Source organism: Massilia niastensis DSM 21313 (genome assembly GCF_000382345.1).
In the GTDB taxonomy this organism is placed as follows: domain Bacteria; phylum Pseudomonadota; class Gammaproteobacteria; order Burkholderiales; family Burkholderiaceae_D; genus Telluria; species Telluria niastensis.
Genome location: NZ_KB908090.1, coordinates 78,412 through 95,235 on the forward strand (window position 1 = coordinate 78,412; position 16,824 = coordinate 95,235).

General features: G+C 68.9%; 17 protein-coding genes. 4 read left to right on the top strand and 13 right to left on the bottom strand.

What is annotated here, in order from left to right; genetic code table 11:
* Positions 1-3: 3 nt before the first annotated feature.
* The 9 genes from H162_RS0110970 to gspG are packed head-to-tail and all read right to left on the bottom strand — an operon-like array spanning position 4 to position 8,423.
* Positions 4-492 (bottom strand): type II secretion system protein, encoded by a 489-nt coding sequence (locus H162_RS0110970; RefSeq protein ID WP_020653514.1) that lies wholly within the window; start codon positions 490-492, stop codon positions 4-6.
* A complete protein-coding gene (locus H162_RS0110975) occupies positions 489-2,570 on the bottom strand; it encodes a secretin GspD/PilQ domain-containing protein (RefSeq protein ID WP_020653515.1) in 2,082 nt (693 codons plus the stop codon). Before H162_RS0110975 ends, H162_RS0110970 begins: the two co-directional genes overlap by 4 nt.
* On the bottom strand, positions 2,570-3,112 hold the full coding sequence (locus tag H162_RS0110980; protein WP_020653516.1) for a hypothetical protein: 543 nt from the start codon (positions 3,110-3,112) through the stop codon (positions 2,570-2,572). The genes H162_RS0110975 and H162_RS0110980 overlap by 1 nt, the downstream gene beginning before the upstream one ends.
* Positions 3,109-3,687, bottom strand: a complete 579-nt coding sequence (locus H162_RS0110985) for a hypothetical protein (RefSeq protein ID WP_040787096.1) — start codon at positions 3,685-3,687, stop codon at positions 3,109-3,111. The genes H162_RS0110980 and H162_RS0110985 overlap by 4 nt, the downstream gene beginning before the upstream one ends.
* Positions 3,684-4,229: a PilN domain-containing protein gene (locus tag H162_RS0110990; RefSeq protein ID WP_020653518.1), complete on the bottom strand. Its 546-nt coding sequence runs from the start codon at positions 4,227-4,229 to the stop codon at positions 3,684-3,686. Before H162_RS0110990 ends, H162_RS0110985 begins: the two co-directional genes overlap by 4 nt.
* Entirely contained in the window at positions 4,226-5,035 is an 810-nt protein-coding gene (locus H162_RS0110995) for a hypothetical protein (protein ID WP_020653519.1), read from the bottom strand. Before H162_RS0110995 ends, H162_RS0110990 begins: the two co-directional genes overlap by 4 nt.
* Entirely contained in the window at positions 5,028-6,749 is a 1,722-nt protein-coding gene (locus H162_RS0111000) for a GspE/PulE family protein (protein ID WP_020653520.1), read from the bottom strand. Before H162_RS0111000 ends, H162_RS0110995 begins: the two co-directional genes overlap by 8 nt.
* On the bottom strand, positions 6,746-7,933 hold the full coding sequence (locus H162_RS0111005; protein ID WP_020653521.1) for a type II secretion system F family protein: 1,188 nt from the start codon (positions 7,931-7,933) through the stop codon (positions 6,746-6,748). The genes H162_RS0111000 and H162_RS0111005 overlap by 4 nt, the downstream gene beginning before the upstream one ends.
* 40 nt (positions 7,934-7,973) lie before the next feature.
* Positions 7,974-8,423 carry a type II secretion system major pseudopilin GspG gene (gspG, locus tag H162_RS0111010; protein ID WP_020653522.1) on the bottom strand — a complete coding sequence of 150 codons (450 nt, stop codon included), beginning with the start codon at positions 8,421-8,423 and terminating at the stop codon, positions 7,974-7,976.
* A gap of 424 nt (positions 8,424-8,847) precedes the next feature.
* On the opposite strand from gspG, the gene H162_RS34715 reads away from it, so the two are divergent.
* From H162_RS34715 to H162_RS0111025, 3 genes are all read left to right on the top strand, one after another.
* Positions 8,848-9,570, top strand: a complete 723-nt coding sequence (locus H162_RS34715; RefSeq protein WP_020653523.1) for an NF038120 family PEP-CTERM protein — start codon at positions 8,848-8,850, stop codon at positions 9,568-9,570.
* Between the two features lie 29 nt (positions 9,571-9,599).
* On the top strand, positions 9,600-12,743 hold the full coding sequence (locus tag H162_RS35650) for a S8 family serine peptidase (RefSeq protein WP_040787113.1): 3,144 nt from the start codon (positions 9,600-9,602) through the stop codon (positions 12,741-12,743).
* Positions 12,744-12,889: 146 nt separating this feature from the next.
* On the top strand, positions 12,890-13,402 hold the full coding sequence (locus tag H162_RS0111025) for a hypothetical protein (RefSeq protein WP_020653525.1): 513 nt from the start codon (positions 12,890-12,892) through the stop codon (positions 13,400-13,402).
* A 96-nt stretch (positions 13,403-13,498) separates the two neighbouring features.
* Here the strand turns inward: H162_RS0111025 and H162_RS0111030 are convergent, their stop codons facing one another.
* Positions 13,499-13,918 (bottom strand): hypothetical protein, encoded by a 420-nt coding sequence (locus H162_RS0111030; protein ID WP_156885560.1) that lies wholly within the window; start codon positions 13,916-13,918, stop codon positions 13,499-13,501.
* Positions 13,919-14,231: 313 nt separating this feature from the next.
* Between H162_RS0111030 and H162_RS30620 the strand changes: the two genes are divergently transcribed.
* Positions 14,232-14,573, top strand: a complete 342-nt coding sequence (locus H162_RS30620) for a hypothetical protein (RefSeq protein WP_020653527.1) — start codon at positions 14,232-14,234, stop codon at positions 14,571-14,573.
* A 24-nt stretch (positions 14,574-14,597) separates the two neighbouring features.
* On the opposite strand, the gene H162_RS0111040 is transcribed toward H162_RS30620, so the two are convergent.
* The 3 genes from H162_RS0111040 to H162_RS0111050 form a co-directional block, all read right to left on the bottom strand.
* Positions 14,598-15,326, bottom strand: a complete 729-nt coding sequence (locus H162_RS0111040; RefSeq protein ID WP_020653528.1) for a LuxR C-terminal-related transcriptional regulator — start codon at positions 15,324-15,326, stop codon at positions 14,598-14,600.
* Complete coding sequence (locus H162_RS0111045) at positions 15,320-16,057, bottom strand: winged helix-turn-helix domain-containing protein (RefSeq protein WP_020653529.1); 738 nt, start codon at positions 16,055-16,057, stop codon at positions 15,320-15,322. The genes H162_RS0111040 and H162_RS0111045 overlap by 7 nt, the downstream gene beginning before the upstream one ends.
* Before the next feature lie 167 nt (positions 16,058-16,224).
* Positions 16,225-16,815, bottom strand: a complete 591-nt coding sequence (locus H162_RS0111050) for an NF038129 family PEP-CTERM protein (protein ID WP_020653530.1) — start codon at positions 16,813-16,815, stop codon at positions 16,225-16,227.
* Positions 16,816-16,824 lie beyond the last annotated feature (9 nt).

Sequence of the window (16,824 nt, forward strand, 5' to 3'; positions counted from 1 at the left end):
AGCTCACCATTTGTTGTAGGGCACGCCGTTCAACCCCTCTTTCTCGGAGGTCGAATAGACGTCGTACACGTCGTCGCCTTCCCTCGGTTCCTCGGGTTCGCTGGCGTAGCTGCGCTTGCCCCAGCTGGCCGCGGGCGCCGCCTCGGGGTCGTGGTTGAAGGGGTCGCGCGGCAGGCGCCGCAGAAAATAGATCTTCGCCTGCTTCGGGCTGCGCAGGTCGGGCACGCCCTCGACCAGCAGTTCCAGGCGCGCCGGGTAGCCGGTGGCGCCGGCCGCCCTGGCCACGCGGCCCTCGTCGCTGGCCTTCTTGTAGGCGTCGAGCCCCTGGCGGATCTCGCGCAGCGCGCGGCGCAGCTCCTGCTCGTCGCGGCGCTGGGTCGTCACCTGGGCCACCGGCACCACCAGGGTGCCGAGCAGCGCCAGGATCGCGAGCGTGACCAGCAGCTCGATCAGGGTGAACCCGCGGGCAGCGGCGCCAGGCCGGATCTTCATTGCTGGGTCGGCTGGGATTGCGGCTGCGGCTGCGTCGGCGGCGGCGACTCCACCGGCGTGATCTGCACCGGAGCGCCGGCCGCCGGGCTGCCTGCCGCCGGCGGCGGGCCGGATTGCGGAGAGCCGCCCTGCGGCGTCATCGGCAGCTGCGAGGGCGGCACCGAGAGCGGCGCGGCGGGCGCACCCGGCACCGTGGTGGCGCCCGGCTGCGGCGCGGGGGACTGGATGGCGGGCGCGTTCGCCGGCACGGCGCCCACGGGCACAGGGCGCGCTGCCGGCGCCGCGTTCGGCGACGGCAGCTGGACCGGGGCCCGGGCCACGCTGTCCGGGCGGCGGCGGAAGCTGGCTTCGGTGCCGGCCCCGAACTCGGAAGCGGTGGCCGCCGGGCGCTGGATGTTGCGCACCAGGCGCGGCGTGATCGACAGCACGATCTCGGTGCGGTCGCTGGAATCGCGGGTGCTGCCGAACAGGCGGCCGACGATCGGCAGGTCGCCCACGCCCGGCACCTTGCTGCCGCTGGTGCGGTCCTCGTTGCTGATCAGGCCAGCCAGCACCTGGTTCTCGCCATCCTTCAGCTGCAGCAGGGTGGTGGCCGAGCGGGTGCCGATGCGGTAGGCGACCGTGCCCGAGCGCGTGGTCTGCGAATCGACCAGGTTGCTCACCTCGAGCGAGATGCGGATCGCGACCTCGTTGTTCAGGTAGATGGTCGGCTCGACGTTCAGGGTCAGGCCGACGTCCACGTAGTTGACCGACTCGGAGGCAAAGCCGCCGATGCCCTGCGAGATCGTGGTGGTGATGTTGGGGACCTTGTCGCCGATGACGACCTTGGCCTTTTCCTTGTTGCGCACGCGGATGCGCGGATGGGCCAGGGTGTTCGAGTCGCCGTCGGTCTTGTTGACGTTGAGCTTGGCGCTCAGGTCGCTGACGCCGATCCGGCCGCGGTTCAGGCCGCGCAGGTCGTCGATGGTCAGCGGCACGCCGTCGGCGAAGGCCAGCGGCGTGAACGACACCGCGGCCGGCCAGCTGATGCCCAGGTCCATGATCCGGCTGCGCTTGATCTCCAGCACCTCGACGTCGAGCATCACTTCCGGCTCCGGCAGGTCCTGCAGCGCCACCAGCTGGGTCGCGATGCGGACCGCTTCCGGGTTGTCGCGCAGGATCACCAGGTTCAGCTTCTCGTCCACCACCACGTCGCGCGACTTGAGGATGGTCTTGAAGGTGTTGGCGATGCTCTTCGCCTCGGCGTTGGCCAGGTAGAAGGTCTTGACCGTCATCTCCTGGTATTCCTTCAGCTTGGCCGCCACGTTCGGGTAGATCAGGATGGTGTTGCCGTCCATGACCTGGCGCTCGAGCTGGTTGGTCATCAGGAGGTAGTACACCGCCGCCTCGACCGTGCTGTTCTTCAGGAAGATCGAGGTGCGCTGGTCGGCCTTGACGTCCTTGTCGAAGATGAAGTTCAGGCCCGAGTGGCGCGAGATGATCTCGAACACCTGCTTGAGCGGGGCTTCGCGGAATTCGAGGCTGATCGGCTTGCGGAAGGCCGCGTTCAGGGCCGCTTCGGCGCCCGGGGTCTCGGCCGCCTTCTCGTTCACTTCCAGCAGCAGCTTGCGCGCCGGCTCGTGGGACGGGCGCTCGGTCAGCAGCGCGCCCAGCTTCTGGCGCGCGGCGTCGAAGTCGTTCTTGTCGAGCGCGGCGCGGGCCGCGTCGATCGCCGCCGTGTGGCGGCGGTCGGCCTCGACCTGGCGCAGGCCGGCGCGCGCGCGGTCGTTGCCCGGATCGACCGCCAGCGCACGGCGGTAGTCCTGGTTCGCCAGCTCGGGCTGGCCGTCGGCCAGCGCGCGGTCGGCCTGCTCCACCAGGCGCGCCACCGCGGTGTCGCGCGCGCGCAGCCAGGCCGTCTTGTAGAGCGGATTGCCGGGATCGGCCGCCACCGCTTCCTGGTACTTGGCCAGGCCGGCCGCGACCTGGTCCTGGGCGACCAGCGCATTGCCTTCCTGGTAGGCGCGCTGCGCCGCGCAGCCCGTGAGCAGCAGCGCCAGCATGCCGGCGGCGACCCCGTGAATCCCGGAACGAACCATCACTCGAATACTCCAATATTAAGCTGCTGAACCTGGTTCAGCGGCAGGTAGGTCAGGGTCAGGACCGGCGGCTTGATCGCGTCCACCCGGTAGCTTCCGTCGATCACCGCCTGGTCGCGCACCAGGTAGGCGCGGTCGCCGCGCGCCAGGTACACCTCCCAGTTGCCGTCCTGCAGCGACTTGCCGATATAGGTGAACGGCAGCGGCGGCGCGGAAGGCGGCGGCGGCGGCGGCGGAGGCGCCGGCGGCGGTGGCGGCGGGGTCCAGTCCTGGCGCCCGAACAGCGGGTTGTCGCCGGCGCCGAAACGGTCCTCGCCCGAGCCGATCAGGGTCTCGCGCGGCACCAGGCGCTGGACCGCAGGGCCGTCCTTGCCCGCGTCCTTGCCGGCGGCGCGCGGCGCGGGTGTCGCCGGCGCGCCCGGCGCCGGGGCGGCGCGCTCCACCGCTTCGGCCACCCCGGCCTCGGGCGCGCTGTCGCCGAACACGAGCAGCCCGGCGGCGGCCAGCAGGGCCGCGCCCATGGCGATGTGGCGCGGCTTCATGGCTGTCCTCCGGCCGGCGCGGCATCGCTGCGGGGCGACAGGTACAGGGTCAGGCGCAGGCGCGCCTCGACGTTGGCGTCGCCGATGGTGTCGCGCCGGAAGCTGACGTCGTCCAGCGAGGCATGCGGCAGCGCGCGCAGGATGTCGAGCGCGAACTGCCAGATCGCTGCAAAGCCGCCCTTGACCGGCAAATTCGCCTGGTAGGCAAACACCTTCGCATTGCGGTCGTAGCTGCTGCGGTACTCGCCCTGCTGCAGGGCCAGGCCATTCTTCGCGGCCAGCGCGAACACGTCCTTCAGCTGGCGCTCGACCCTGGCGCGCTCGCCCAGCGCGGCGTAGAAGTCGGCCAGGTTCTGGTCGCTGTCCGGCGGCGGCGGCGCCGGCGGCGCGGCGGGCAGCGGCGCGCGCGCCGCGCGGCGCGCCTCTTCGTACTCCAGGGCCAGCCGCTCGCGCGCCGGCAGCAGCCAGGCCTGGGTGAAGGCGCCGGCGGCGACCAGGACCAGCGCGCCGGCCGCCAGCGGGTTCACGCGGCCCAGCGCCAGCCGCGCCCGCAACAGGAAGGAAGACGGCTTCATTGGCCACCCCACTGGGCGCTGACCTGGAAGCGCAGCGGCCGGTTCGGATCCTGCTCCACCACTTCGTGACGGGTCAGGACCACGCTGCTGAACCAGTCCTGGGCCTGCATCCGGGCGACGTAGGCGAACATGTCGTCGCTGGTGCGCGCCTCGGCGCTGATGCGCAGGGTGCGGCGCTTCGCGTCCGGCTCCAGCGCCAGCAGCGCCACCGAGGCCGGGGTGGCGTCGCGCACCGCTTCGGCCAGGTCGCGCCACGGCAGGTTGAGCTGCATGACGATGTCGTTGACGGCGTTCGCCTGCGCCTCCGGCACCGGCGGGCGGCGCACGGCGACCCGTGTCGGCGCGGGCGCGGCCACGCGCGCGGCCAGCGCGGCGCGCAGGGCCTCGACCTCGCGCTGCTGCTCGAGGTAGTGCATGCCCTGGAACACCGCCGGCACGCAGACACCGGCAGCGGCGAGCCACAGGCCCAGGAGCCGCGGCGGGGTCATGAACAGGGTGCGGCGCAGGCTGCGCGGCGCGAAATCGATGCGGGTGCGCCTCATGCCGCGCCCCCGGTGCGGGCCAAGCGCGCCAGCGGCGACCAGCCGTCATCCGCCCCGGCTTCGAGCAGCGAGCAGGCGAACTTCAGGCGGCCGGCGCTGCTGCCCCAGTGGGCTGGCGCCGCGCCGCACAATTGCAGGCGCTCCGGCCGCCCTACCCCGACCCGCAGCGCCTCGCGCGCCACGTGCGCCTCGAGCCAGTCGCGGTCGGCGCCGTCGGGAATCACGGCGGTGCGCACCGCCGCCAGGCCAGGTCCCTCATAGGCCGCGAGCGACAGCACGCCCGCGTGCACCAGGCCGAACCAGGCGCCGGGACGGCGCTCGCGGCGCCATTCGTTCAGGGCGGCGACGAAGTGCGGCACGACCTCGACCAGGTGGAAGCGGTGTTCGCGCGCGGCCTCCTCCAGCAGCGCGAGCAGCGGTACGGGCGCGGCGGCGGCCAGGAAGGGATGGGCCGCATCCCAGTCGGCGCTGATGCGCCAGTCGGCGGCCGAGGCGCCGAACAGGTGCTGGAAGCGCAGCGCGGCGGCGGCCTCGAGGTCGCCCGGACGGGTGGCGCCGGGCGGCGGCGGCACCTGCCACAGGCGCACCAGGTCGTCGGCCAGGACCACGGTCACCGGCCAGCCGCCCGGGGACAGTTGCGCGAACAGGCCGCGCAGGCCATTCGCCATGCCTTCGGGCTGGAGCGGGTCGAGGGGCTGCTCGCCGAGCGCCAGCGGGACGCCGCCGAACAGGCGGCTGGTCTTGACCAGGGCCAGTCCGTTGGCCGCCAGGCCGATCCGCAGGGCTTGTCCAGGGCGCTTACGCATGCAGGGTCACCCGTTTGATTTCGTCGATGGTGGTGGCGCCGCGCTTGACCAGGTCGAGCGCGGCCAGGCGCAGGCTGCGGGTGCCGTTGGCGTGGGCGGCGGCCTTGATGCGGCGGATCGGCTGCTTGTCGACGATCAGCTCGCGGATCTCGTCGTTCAGGGTCAGGATCTCGGCGATCGAGCGGCGCCCGCGGTAGCCGGTGCCGCGGCAGTCGCCGCAGCCCTTGCCGCGCATGAAGACGTAGTCGGCGACCTCGTCGCGGGCCAGGTGGACCGAGGCCAGTTCGGCCTCGCCCGGCTGGTAGCGCTCGCCGCAGTGCGGGCAGTTCATGCGGATCAGGCGCTGGGCCCAGATGCCGTTCAGCGCCGACACGAAGGCATACGGGTCGATGCCCATGTGGGTGAAGCGCCCGAACACGTCGAACACGTTATTCGCGTGTACCGTGGTCAGGACCAGGTGGCCGGTCAGCGCCGACTGCACCGCGATCTCGGCGGTCTCGCGGTCGCGGATCTCGCCGACCATGATCTTGTCCGGGTCGTGGCGCAGGATCGAGCGCAGGCCCTTGGCGAAGGTCAGCCCCTTCTTTTCGTTGACCGGGATCTGCAGGATGCCCGGCAGCTGGTACTCGACCGGGTCCTCGATGGTGATGATCTTCTCGCGCCCGTTGTGGATCTCGGTCAGCGCCGCGTACAGCGTCGTGGTCTTGCCCGAGCCGGTCGGACCGGTCACCAGCAGCATGCCGTAGGCTTCCTGGGCCAGGCTGCGCAGGGTGGCCAGCGAGGGCGCGTCGAAGCCCAGCGCTTCCAGGGTGAGCGAGCCGTAGGCCTCGATCATGGCGCGCTTGTCGAGGATACGGATGACCGCGTCCTCGCCGTGGATGCTGGGCATGATCGAGACCCGCAGGTCGATGTCGCGCCCGCCCGCCTCGACCCGGAAGCTGCCGTCCTGGGGAATGCGGCGCTCGGCGATGTCGAGTTCGGCCAGCACCTTCAGGCGCGAGATGATGTGCTCGGCCAGCTCGATGCCGCCCACCGTGGCGGCATGGTCGAGCACCCCGTCGACGCGGTACTTGACCGCCAGGCCGCCGGCCGTGCTCTCGAGGTGGATGTCGGAGGCGCCCGCCTTCAGCGCGTCGTACAGGGTCGAGTTGACCAGCTTGACTGCCGGGCTGCCGGTCTCGGACACCGAGGCGAAGGACAGCACGGCGGCGGTCTTGCCGTGGCGCGCGTCGGCGGCGCCGCCCACCAGCGAATCGACGGCGCGCGCCGACTCTTCCTGCTTGGACAGGTAGGCCTGGATGTCGGACTGCAGCGCCAGGCACAGGTCGAGCGGATGGCCGGCGGTGGCGCGCGCCTGCGCGCCCAGCCAGGTCTGCAGGTCGAGGTCGAAGGGATCGGCCAGCACCCCGGTCAGGCGCCCGTTCGGGGCGCGCAGCAGCACGCAGTGGCGCGACAGCGCCTGGGCCAGCGGCAGCAGGTCGAAGGCCGGGGCCAGCGCCAGCATGGCGGCGGTCTCCATCACCGGCAGCGCGAACGGCGCGGCCAGTTCGCGCACCAGCTGGCGCGGCTCCAGGCCGGTCAGTGTCTCCAGCTCGGCCACCAGGCCGCGGCGCGACTGCAGCGACTGGGCGCGGGCGCGGGCCAGCAGCGCGGCGTCGAGCGGCTCGCCGGCGCCGACGCGGGCGATCTTCGCGCTATCGACTGGGATATTCACGACATGTCTCCGGCAAGGTCAAAGATCGGCATATACAGCAGCACCACGATGGCGCCCACCACCAGGCCGATGGCCGCCATCAGGAGCGGTTCGAAGGTGCGGGTGAAGCGGTCGATCCAGCGCCCGATCTCGCCGTCGTAGAACGCGGCCGACTGGGTCAGCATGGGGCCCATCTCGCCGGTGCGCTCGCCCACGCGCAGCATGCGCAGCGAGATCGGCGTGGTCAGGCCGTTGGCCTCGAAGGCGTTCGACAGCGGCTGGCCCGATTCGATCGCGGCGCGCGCCGCGCCCAGGTTCCTGCCGACGCTGCCGGACACCATCGGCTGCACGGTCTCGATCGCGTTGACGATGGTGATCCCGCCCTCGGTCAGCATGCCCAGCGTCAGGTACAGGCGCGACAGTTCATAGATGCGGGCGCGCTCGCCGATGCCGGGCAGGCGGCCCAGCAGGCGCGCCATGCCGCCATTCGCCAGCAGCCGGCGCACCCCGATCCAGGCGGCGGCCGCCAGCAGCAGCGCGCCGATGCCGATCGCGCTGCCATGGCCGGCGGCGAACTGGCCCCAGTCGAGCAGCAGCTGCGACATCCACGGCAGGTTGCGGCCGGCGCCGTGGTAGACCTCGGCGAACTTGGGCACCACGTAGCCGATCAGGAAGGCGCTCACGCCGCCGCCCACCATCAGGAGGATCACGGGATAGATCGAGGCGCTGACGATCTTGGCGCGCACGGTGTCGATGCGCTGCTGGTAATCGATGTAGCGCGCCAGCGCGCGCGGCAGGTCGCTGGTGCCTTCGGCGGCGCGCACGATGCCGACGTACAGCGGCGGGAACAGGTCGGGCTGGGCCGCCAGCACGGCGGAGAAGCGCTTGCCTTCGCGCAGGCCGCCCAGCAGGCGTTCGAGCACGGCGCGCGCGGCCGGATTGCTTTCCTTTTCGAGCAGCGCTTCCAGGCCTTCGACGATGCCCAGGCCGGCGTTCAGGAGGGCCAGCAGTTCCTGGCTGAACAGCACCAGCGAGAGCTTGCCGGCGCGCCGGCGCGCCAGGCGCGCGCCGCGGGCCGGCTCGACGGCGCTGACGAACAGGCCGCGCGCCTCGACCTGGCGGCGCGCGTCGAGCGCGTCGGCAGCGTCGACGACCACGCTGGAAATCGACATGTCGGGCGCAAGGGTGCGGACGGCGAACTGCATGAGGCGTGCCCGGCTGGGTCAGGAGGCTGCGAACGCGGGCTTATTGCGAGGAGATGTCGGCATTGTCGCCGCTGCCGCCCGGCTGGCCGTCCTTGCCCAGCGAGACGATCTCGTACTCGCCCTTGCTGCCGGGCGAACGGTACTGGTAGACGTTGCCCCAGGGATCCTGCGGCACGCCCTTCTTCAGGTAGGGACCGTTCCACTTGGCGCCGGCGCTCGGCGGCGCGGTCATCAGGGCGCCCAGGCCTTCCTCGGCGCTCGGGTACTTGCCGACGTCCAGGCGGTAGGTGTCGAGCGACTTGTCGAAGGCTTCGATCTGGGCCTTCGCCACGGTGACTTCGGACTTGCCCAGCTGGGAGAAATACTTCGGTCCGACGTAGGCCGCCAGCAGGCCGATGATCACGATCACCACCAGCAGCTCGAGCAGCGTGAACCCGGAATGAGGTGCGCGTGCTCGCACAGCGGGGCCCTGTTTTTGCATCAGATACATCGACCAACTCCTAAATTGCACGTCTGGAAAGCTCCGGCGATGAGGCTACCACGACGCTGAATGTCTCGACAACTTTTCTTTGTAATGAAATCAACAGCTGATTCAGCCCAACATTAACGCTTTTCTGGCGTTTATGACAAGTAACATTGTTGTAATTTCTGTCATGTTGCGTAAGTGCATATGACATATCAAACGGCATTTTCATAGGAGAAACCAAACTTCATTTTGGCAACCATTTCAAAAAGAAAATTTCCGTTGTTAAAATTTATTACAAATTTGTTGTTGCCGTTGATATATTAATTGACAACCTGAAATCGTTCAGGTGCCAGAGCGAAGCTCGCCCCGCCTTACCAGGCGCGAATAAGACCCAACCAATAAAGGCAGAAACATGACTCGGAAAACGCAAAACGTCTTACCGTCCGTGATGTCCAACGGCTCTTTCAAGAAACTGTGCTGCGCCCTGCTCGGCGCGGCGGCCATCGCGGCCCCGGCCCAGGCCGCCAAGATCGGCTTCGAAGGCTATAACGGCCCGGTAGGCGGCGGCGAAGCCTGGAACGAAGGCGGCTTCAGCCTCGGCTTCTTCGCCAACACGGCGGACGGCGGCATCGGGAGCTATGTGGGTGAATTCGTCAACGGCGCGGATCCCAGCTATTGCGTGGGCATGGCCTGCCCGGTCAACAATCCCGGCAACTACTACGCGGCACTGAACGACAGCTACATCGACATCGTCTCGCGCACCAACGACCAGAAATTCAAGATCAAGGGCTTCGACGCCAGCTTCATCGGCGCCAATCCGTCGCTCGGCGGCTACCCGGCCGTCGCCGGCCTGCTGCGCATCCAGGGCATCCTCGCCAGCGGCGCCTCGGTGATCCAGACCTACCAGCTGAACGGCCCGACCGCGGCCGGCTTCCAGTTCGGCCACTTCAACACCAGCGGCGCCTTCGCGAATGCGGAATTCGTCGAGGCCCTGGTGTTCGGCTTCACTTGCAATACGAGCGGCAATTGCTTCGCGTTCCAGACCAACCAGGGCCAGTTCGGCATCGACAACCTGGACATCACCGCGGTGCCTGAACCGGGCAGCCTCCCGATCCTCGGTCTCGGCCTGATGGGCCTGATCGCCACCGCCCGCCGCCGCAAAGCCGCTTGAACAGTGACCCGAACAAGGAAAACAACAACATGAAACTCCGTCCACTTTCCGCAGCGGTACTGTTCGTCCTGGCCGGCATGGCCGCCTCGGTGCAGGCCGACGACGTTCGCCGTCCGTATATCGTCCAACTGGCCGACAAGCCGATCGCCTCCTACACCGGCGACATCAGCGGCATGCCGGCGACCCAGCCGGCGCCGGGCCACCGCCTCGACATCGACTCGGCCAACGTCCAGCTGTACAACGGCTACCTGGACCAGAAGCAGGCGCTGGTGCGCGCCACCGTGGCCGACGCCCCGGTGCTGCACAACTACAGCGTGGTGCTGAACGGCTTCGCCGCCATGCTGACCGACGCCGAAGTGCGCCAGCTGATGGCGCGCAGCGACGTCTCGGCCGTCACGCTGGACACGCCGCGCCAGCTGACCACCACCTTCACCCCGGGCTTCCTGGGCCTCGACAAGGAAGGCGGCCTGTGGAGCAAGCTGCAGGGCAAGACCAACGCCGGCGAAGACATCATCATCGGCATCGTCGACGGCGGCGTCTGGCCTGAGCACCTGTCCTACGCCGACCGCGTCGACAGCAACGGCAAGCCGACCTTCGACAACAGCGCCACCCTCGCCTACAACGCCCCGCCGTCGCGCTGGAAAGGCGCCTGCGAGAGCGGCGAAGGCTTCACCACCGCCAACTGCAACAACAAGCTGGTCGGCGCGCGCTACTTCGACACCACTTTCCGCCAGTCGGGCCGCACCCACCACTGGACCGAATTCCAGTCCTCGCCGCGCGACTCCATCGGCGGCGCGGTGGGCGAAGGCGGCCACGGCACCCACACCTCGACCACCGCCGGCGGCAATGCCGGCGCCGACGTGACCATCGGCGGCATCGCCCTTGGCCCGATGTCGGGCATGGCGCCGCGCGCGCGCCTCGCGTCCTACAAGGTGTGCTGGACCTACGACGAGCCGGCCGAACCGAACGGCGCCAAGAATTCCTGCTTCGTCGGCGACAGCGTGGCGGCGATCGAGAAGGCCGTGGCCGACGGCGTCCACGTGATCAACTTCTCGATCAGCGGCGGCGCCTCGATCACCGACCCGGTCGAACAGGCCTTCTTCAACGCCTCGAACGCCGGCGTGTTCGTCTCGGCTTCGGCCGGCAACGAAGGCCCGGGCAACACCGTGGCCCACATCAGCCCGTGGCAGGCGACCGTCGCGGCCTCGACCCACAACCGCGAACTGCAGGCCGACGTCATCCTGGGCAACGGCCAGAAGTACACCGGCGCCTCGATGAACGCCGCGCCGCTGCCGAACGCCCCGATGATCCGCGCCGAGGACGCCGGCCTGCCGGGCGCCGACCCGGCCAAGGTCTCGCTGTGCTACCGCGCCAACGACAACGGCGGCGTGGCGGTGCTGGATCCGGCCAAGGTGGCCGGCAAGATCGTGGTCTGCACCCGCGGCGTGACCGCGCGCGTCGACAAGAGCCTGGCGGTGAAGGAAGCCGGCGGCGTCGGCATGGTCCAGATCGATACCGGCGTCGGCCTGGTGGCCGAGGTGCACTCGGTCCCGACCGTGCACGTGAACGCCGCCGACGGCGCCCTGATCAAGGCCTACGCCGCGACCGCGGGCGCCAACGCCGCGATGACCAAGTTCGTCAACGGCATCTCGGCCGCCAAGGCGCCGGTGGTGGCCAGCTTCTCGTCGCGCGGCCCGAACCGCTACGACGCCAACGTGCTCAAGCCGGACCTGGCTGCGCCGGGCGTGGACGTGATCGCCGGCGTGACCCCGGAACTGACCGCGGCCCAGCGCGCCGACGTCATCAACGGCACCCTGACCCCGCCGGCCGCCTGGGCCGCCTACCAGGGCACCTCGATGGCGGCGCCGCACGTGGCCGGCATCGCCGCGCTGCTGCGCCAGTTGCACCCGACCTGGACCCCGGCGATGATCAAGTCGGCCATGATGACCAGCGGCACCGACACCTTCCCGGATGCGATCGCCTCGGGCGACACCCGCGGCATCCTGCCGTTCGGCCAGGGCGCGGGCCACGTCAACCCGAACGGCGCGGCCGATCCGGGCCTGGTCTACAACGCCACCGAAGCCGACTACCGCAAGTACATGTGCGGCGCCGGCGTCGCCGCCCAATGCGCCGGCGGCACCATGGCCGGCTACAACCTGAACCTGCCGTCCATCGCCGTCGGCAACGTGCTCGGCTCGGTGACGGTCAACCGCTCGGTCACCAACGTCAGCAGCGTGGCCTCGACCTACAACGCGACCATCTCGGTCCCGGGCTACACCGCCGTCGTCACCCCGGCCACCCTGGCGCTCGCACCGGGCCAGACCAAGCCGTTCACGGTCACCCTGACCCGCAATGGCGCGCCGGAAAACACCTGGCAGTACGGTTCGCTGACCTGGAAGGATGGCACCCACGTCGTGCGCAGCCCGGTGGTGGCGCGTTCGGGCAAGCCGATCATCGCCCCGACCTTCCTGCAGAGCGACCGCGCGTCGAGCAGCAAGCCGATCAGCATTTCGACCGGCTTCAGCGGCAAGCTGGTGTCGGTGATCGGCGGCCTGAAGGAGATCTCGCGCAACGCCTACAGCGTGGTCCAGGCGCCGTCCGGCTCGGTCGACAGCACCGCACTGGTGCAGGCCGCCTGCCGCGCCGCCGCGACCGGCGTGCACATCGTGCCGGTCACGGTGCCGGCCGGCACCGTGGTGGCGCAGTTCGAACTGTTCGACCGCGACACCACGGGCAACGGCAAGGACGACCTCGACCTGGCCCTGCTGAACCCGGCCGGCAACCTGGTTGCCTACTCCGGCAACGGCACGTCGAACGAGCTGATCTCGCTCAGCTCGCCGGCAGCCGGCACCTACAAGGTGTGCACGGTCGGCTACAAGGCGTCGAATGGCAGCAGCGTCGACTTCACGCTGTCGTCGGCAGTCGTGTCCTCGGCTGACAAGGGCGGCAACTTCAAGGTGCTGGCGCCGGCCAACGTGTACGCAGGCAGCACGGCGACGATCAACACCAGCTGGTCGGGCCTGGCAAGCGGCAAGCGCTACCTCGGCGGCTTCCAGCTGCTGGATCCGAACAAGGCTGTCGCCTCGACCACCGTTATCCAGGTCGAGACCAACAACCCGGTTCCGCTGGGCGAACCGGTGGCCAAGTCGGCGCCGAAGGATACCGGCAAGTAATCGGGGCGGGGCGCGAGCCCCGCTGAGGTGGACGACTGCGCGCTTCTGCGCGCAGTTTTTATTTGGGCTGGAGCGGCGTGGAGCTCATTGTTGCCTGAGCAGGCGCTTCATGCCAGTATGAAGTTTTGACCAGCCAGGATGCGTAGATGATCGAGTTGAGCAGCCCACGATGGCATGAACTGCAGCATGCGTATGGAAAGGCCACCGATATTCCGGGACTCCTGGCGCAGTTGCAGGACCTGCCGGACGGCGAAGGCGATGCCGAGCCATGGTTCAGCCTCTGGAGTGCGCTGGCCCACCAGGGCGACGTCTACCCGGCGTCCTTCGCGGCGGTTCCGCATGTGATCGATGCCTTGTCCCGGTCACCGGAGACCGCGGGCGAGGTGTACTTCCATTTTCCGGCGTGGGTCGACATCTGCCGGCACAAGAACCAGGTCGAGATCCCTGCCGACCTCCGGCAATCCTACGTCGATGCGATGTCACGCCTTCCCGGCTTGCTGGCGCAGGCTTCCGGCCGACCCTGGGACACGGCGTTTGCGGCATGCGCGCTGGCCGCGACGGCTGCGGCCAAAGGGCAGCCTCAGCTTGCGGAAGTCTTGCTCGAGATGTCGTCACCGGAAGCCGTGAACGAGTTTCTGGAATGGTCGTATGAGCGCTAGCCGCTGCAAGAAAAACCCGGGAACAGTACGGAAGTGCCTGGCGCCACTGAGGAGTCATGGCGCCACGACTCGCGCTTGCGCCAAGCCGGGTTTTCCTTAGCGGGCCGACTCCGCGGCGCCCAGCTGGCAGGTGCCGGCCACGCACACCGCGCCCGGATCGGGCATGTAGCGGCAGATCGACATCTCGCCGCTCCTGGCGATCGCGGCCTGGCGATCGGCCTTGTAGCGCTCGCCGAGTTCGTTCATCTGCTTTTCATTGGCACGCAGGGTCGAATAGGCCAGGTAGTCGCTCGGGCCGCCGCAGGCCAGCGCGCCCAGCGGCAGGCTGCGGCATTGGCCGTTGTCGTTGCAGCTGGCGTCCTTGGCCAGGGCGCGGATCTGGGCCAGCGTGTCGCCCGGCGCGCTCGCGGCTGGTGCGGCTGCCGGCGGCCTGGCCTCGGCCTTGCGCTTGGGATCCTGCGCCTGGGTCGTGCAGGCGGCGCAGCCGATGAGAAGGATGAGCAGGAGTTTTCGCATGCCGCCATCTTCGCGCCCCGCGCCGGTGTGGTCAAGCGAATCACACTTGCCGGACTGTCCATGCTTCGTCAAGCACCTGTTGCGCCAATGTCGCGCCGGCGCTACGGCCGCGTCAGGGTGTCTTAAATTTTCCATAGAGAATCTTTTATTTCCCTGGTGACAGGCGATCTAATTGTTCTTAATTCTCAGCAACTTCGTTTATTTTTATTTCATTGTTACAATATTTTCGCCCTGATAACGAAAAAAATTGTGCACTGGAAAAATTTACTCACTACAATAGGACCCGTTATCGACGAGCTTGCTTTAAATCATCATGACCTACTCCAGCCTCCGCACCGTTTCCGCCCTCGCACTTGCCGCCCTGCTGACCGCTTGCGGCGCAGGCCAACAAGATGTCCAGGCGCCGGCCAGCCTGGCCACGGTAGTGTCCAGCAGCGCGTCGAACCGGGATGCCGGCCCCACCGCCAGCGCCTCCAGCGCGGCCGCCGCCCCTGCCGCGAGCGCCCCTGTCGCCAGCGTCGCCAGCGCCAACATGCCGGTGGCGGATTGCGAGCCGGAAGGCTGCAGCAGCCTGCGCATCATCGACGGCAATGCCGAAGCCTACCGCATCGATGCGCAACGCCGCGCCAGCGAAGGCGACCTGGCGAATACCTGATCTCCCGGGACGCCGCGCGTCCCGTCACAACAGGCGCAGCTCCAGGCAGCGCGCCACCGCGTGGGCCCGGTTGGCCACGCCCAGCACCCGATACACGCGCTGCAGGTGGTTCTTCACCGTCAGCGCGCTGATACCCAGCAGTTCCGCCACTTCCTCGTTGGTGCATCCTTCGCGCACCCGCTCCAGGACCGCCACTTCCCTGCCGCTGAGCGCACGCGCCGGCCTGACGCCGCCGAGGCGGCCGCCCGCGGGCATGCGCAGCAGCGCCAGGTGCAGGTAGGGCATCAGCAGTTGCAGGAAATACGCATGGCGCGCGCCCGGCCGGAACGGCAGGCCGAACAGCGCGAACACGGTCGCGGCCCCCTCGCGCGCCGCGCTGCCATGCACCAGCACATTCTCGAAGCCGCTGCTGCGCAGCAGGCTGCGGCAGGATGCCAGCGGCCCTCCCCCTTCCTGGACCTCGAGCGTGGCGGGCTCGGCGCGGCCGGCGCGCCAGGCCTGGGCCAGCAAGGGCCCCAGGGCCTGGCGCAGCATGCCCAGCGAGGTTCCGTCCAGCACCGCCCGGTGCAGGCATTCGCTGCGCTGGACCTGGCCGGAGCCGTCGAGCTGCATGCACAGCAGCACTTCATGCGGCAGCAAGGCCTGCAGCGGTCCCTGCGCCCACAGGAACAGCTGGCGCAGGTCGGCCAGCTCCACCCCGGATTCGATGGTGCGCAGCAGGTATTCCTGCTCCAGCTTGCTGAGAATCACCATGCCGGCGCCGGGGCCGCCGACGGCCAGCCGAGGCGCGCGTGGGCGTTCCAGGCGACGAAGCGGTAGCCGGTGCCGCGCACGGTCTCGATATGGCGCTGGTGGCCGCTGGCCTGGAGCGCGTTGCGCAGCCGCCCCACGTGGGTGTCGACGGTGCGCTCGTCGAGTACGGCGTGGCGGCCCCACACCATGTCCAGCAGCTGCGAGCGCGTATGGACGCGCTCCGGATGGTGCATCAGGAAATTCAGCAGGCGGAATTCGACGGGACCGAGCGCGATCTGGCGCGTCCCGGCCATGACGCGCTGGGTGCCCGGGTCGAGCCGCAGGCCGGCCAGCTGGATCGTGTCGCTGGACGCCTGCGCGCTGCGGCGGCGCAGCACCGCCCCCATGCGCGCCAGCAGTTCGCGCGGGCTGAAGGGCTTGGTGAGATAGTCGTCGGCGCCGGATTCGAGCGCCAGCACCTTGTCCGGCTCGGCGGCGCGCGCGCTCAGCATGATGAGCGGCAGCTCGCGCGTCCGGGCGGCGGCGCGCAGGCGCCGCACCAGGGTTTCCCCGCTCTGGCCGTCGAGGTCCCATTCCAGCACCAGCATGTCCGGCAACTGCTCGTCGAGCAGCACCAGCGCCGATTCCGCGTCCGCACAGCAGCGCACGCGGTGGCCGGCACTGCTCAGGTTTTGCGTCAGCAACTGCTGGGTGAAGAGATCGGGATCGACCACGAATACTTGGGCTGACATGGGACACTATGTCTGTATGACAATGGTCCGACTATGCCGCAAGCCATGCCAGCTGAACAATACAATTTCTGTTCAGAATTAAGACAATTCGTGAATAAATGATACAAATGAAAACACCTGCCCTTAGGCAGGTGTTTTCGGCATGGATCAGTACCCGTGGAGGCGTCTCAGCGGCGCAGCTGGAAACGGCGGGTCGAGCCGATCAGCAGCAGTCCGGTGGCAAGCAGCAGCCAGTCCGACGGTTCCGGAATCTCGGTATGGTTCACCAGGTCCCTGGCCACGACCTCGACCACGGCCGGCAGGCCCGGCGCCACATCGATCGTGAACAGGTTGTCGGCGGCGCCCAGGTAGGCGTCCATGGCGTCGTTGAACAGCGCCACGCTGAACAGCAGGCCATGCTCGCCTTCGGGAACCTCGATGCGCACGTCGAAGCTGAACAGGCCGCCGAAGTTCACCTGCTGGTCGAAGAAGTTCCATTCCTCGGTATTGCGCAGCTTCACGCCATTCACGATATCGCCGCTGGCGCCGCCCAGGGTGAGGCTGCCGGCCAGGAAGTCGCCCGTGAAGTTGTCGACATGGGCGAAGCCGGCCACGTCGCCGCGCCCGTTCAGGCCCAGGTCGAGGAAGCCGGTGCTGCCGGCGAAGGCTGAGGTGTCGACCGACACGCGGTAGATCGGACCGGCCAGCGCGGCCGGAGCGCCGCTGGCGATGGCGAGCGCCAGCAGGGCGCGCAGGAAGAGTGCTTGGATGTTGAACATGGCGGTTTC

What these genes read in the sequence shown, in the direction of transcription:
- H162_RS0110970 (WP_020653514.1), bottom strand. Translation starts at nt 492, where the DNA reads ATGAAGATCCGGCCTGGCGCCGCTGCCCGCGGGTTCACCCTGATCGAG.
- H162_RS0110975 (WP_020653515.1), bottom strand. Translation starts at nt 2,570, where the DNA reads ATGGTTCGTTCCGGGATTCACGGGGTCGCCGCCGGCATGCTGGCGCTG.
- H162_RS0110980 (WP_020653516.1), bottom strand. Translation starts at nt 3,112, where the DNA reads ATGAAGCCGCGCCACATCGCCATGGGCGCGGCCCTGCTGGCCGCCGCC.
- H162_RS0110985 (WP_040787096.1), bottom strand. Translation starts at nt 3,687, where the DNA reads ATGAAGCCGTCTTCCTTCCTGTTGCGGGCGCGGCTGGCGCTGGGCCGC.
- H162_RS0110990 (WP_020653518.1), bottom strand. Translation starts at nt 4,229, where the DNA reads ATGAGGCGCACCCGCATCGATTTCGCGCCGCGCAGCCTGCGCCGCACC.
- H162_RS0110995 (WP_020653519.1), bottom strand. Translation starts at nt 5,035, where the DNA reads ATGCGTAAGCGCCCTGGACAAGCCCTGCGGATCGGCCTGGCGGCCAAC.
- H162_RS0111005 (WP_020653521.1), bottom strand. Translation starts at nt 7,933, where the DNA reads ATGCAGTTCGCCGTCCGCACCCTTGCGCCCGACATGTCGATTTCCAGC.
- gspG (WP_020653522.1), bottom strand. Translation starts at nt 8,423, where the DNA reads ATGTATCTGATGCAAAAACAGGGCCCCGCTGTGCGAGCACGCGCACCT.
- H162_RS34715 (WP_020653523.1), top strand. Translation starts at nt 8,848, where the DNA reads ATGTCCAACGGCTCTTTCAAGAAACTGTGCTGCGCCCTGCTCGGCGCG.
- H162_RS35650 (WP_040787113.1), top strand. Translation starts at nt 9,600, where the DNA reads ATGAAACTCCGTCCACTTTCCGCAGCGGTACTGTTCGTCCTGGCCGGC.
- H162_RS0111025 (WP_020653525.1), top strand. Translation starts at nt 12,890, where the DNA reads ATGATCGAGTTGAGCAGCCCACGATGGCATGAACTGCAGCATGCGTAT.
- H162_RS0111030 (WP_156885560.1), bottom strand. Translation starts at nt 13,918, where the DNA reads ATGCGAAAACTCCTGCTCATCCTTCTCATCGGCTGCGCCGCCTGCACG.
- H162_RS30620 (WP_020653527.1), top strand. Translation starts at nt 14,232, where the DNA reads ATGACCTACTCCAGCCTCCGCACCGTTTCCGCCCTCGCACTTGCCGCC.
- H162_RS0111040 (WP_020653528.1), bottom strand. Translation starts at nt 15,326, where the DNA reads ATGGTGATTCTCAGCAAGCTGGAGCAGGAATACCTGCTGCGCACCATC.
- H162_RS0111045 (WP_020653529.1), bottom strand. Translation starts at nt 16,057, where the DNA reads ATGTCAGCCCAAGTATTCGTGGTCGATCCCGATCTCTTCACCCAGCAG.
- H162_RS0111050 (WP_020653530.1), bottom strand. Translation starts at nt 16,815, where the DNA reads ATGTTCAACATCCAAGCACTCTTCCTGCGCGCCCTGCTGGCGCTCGCC.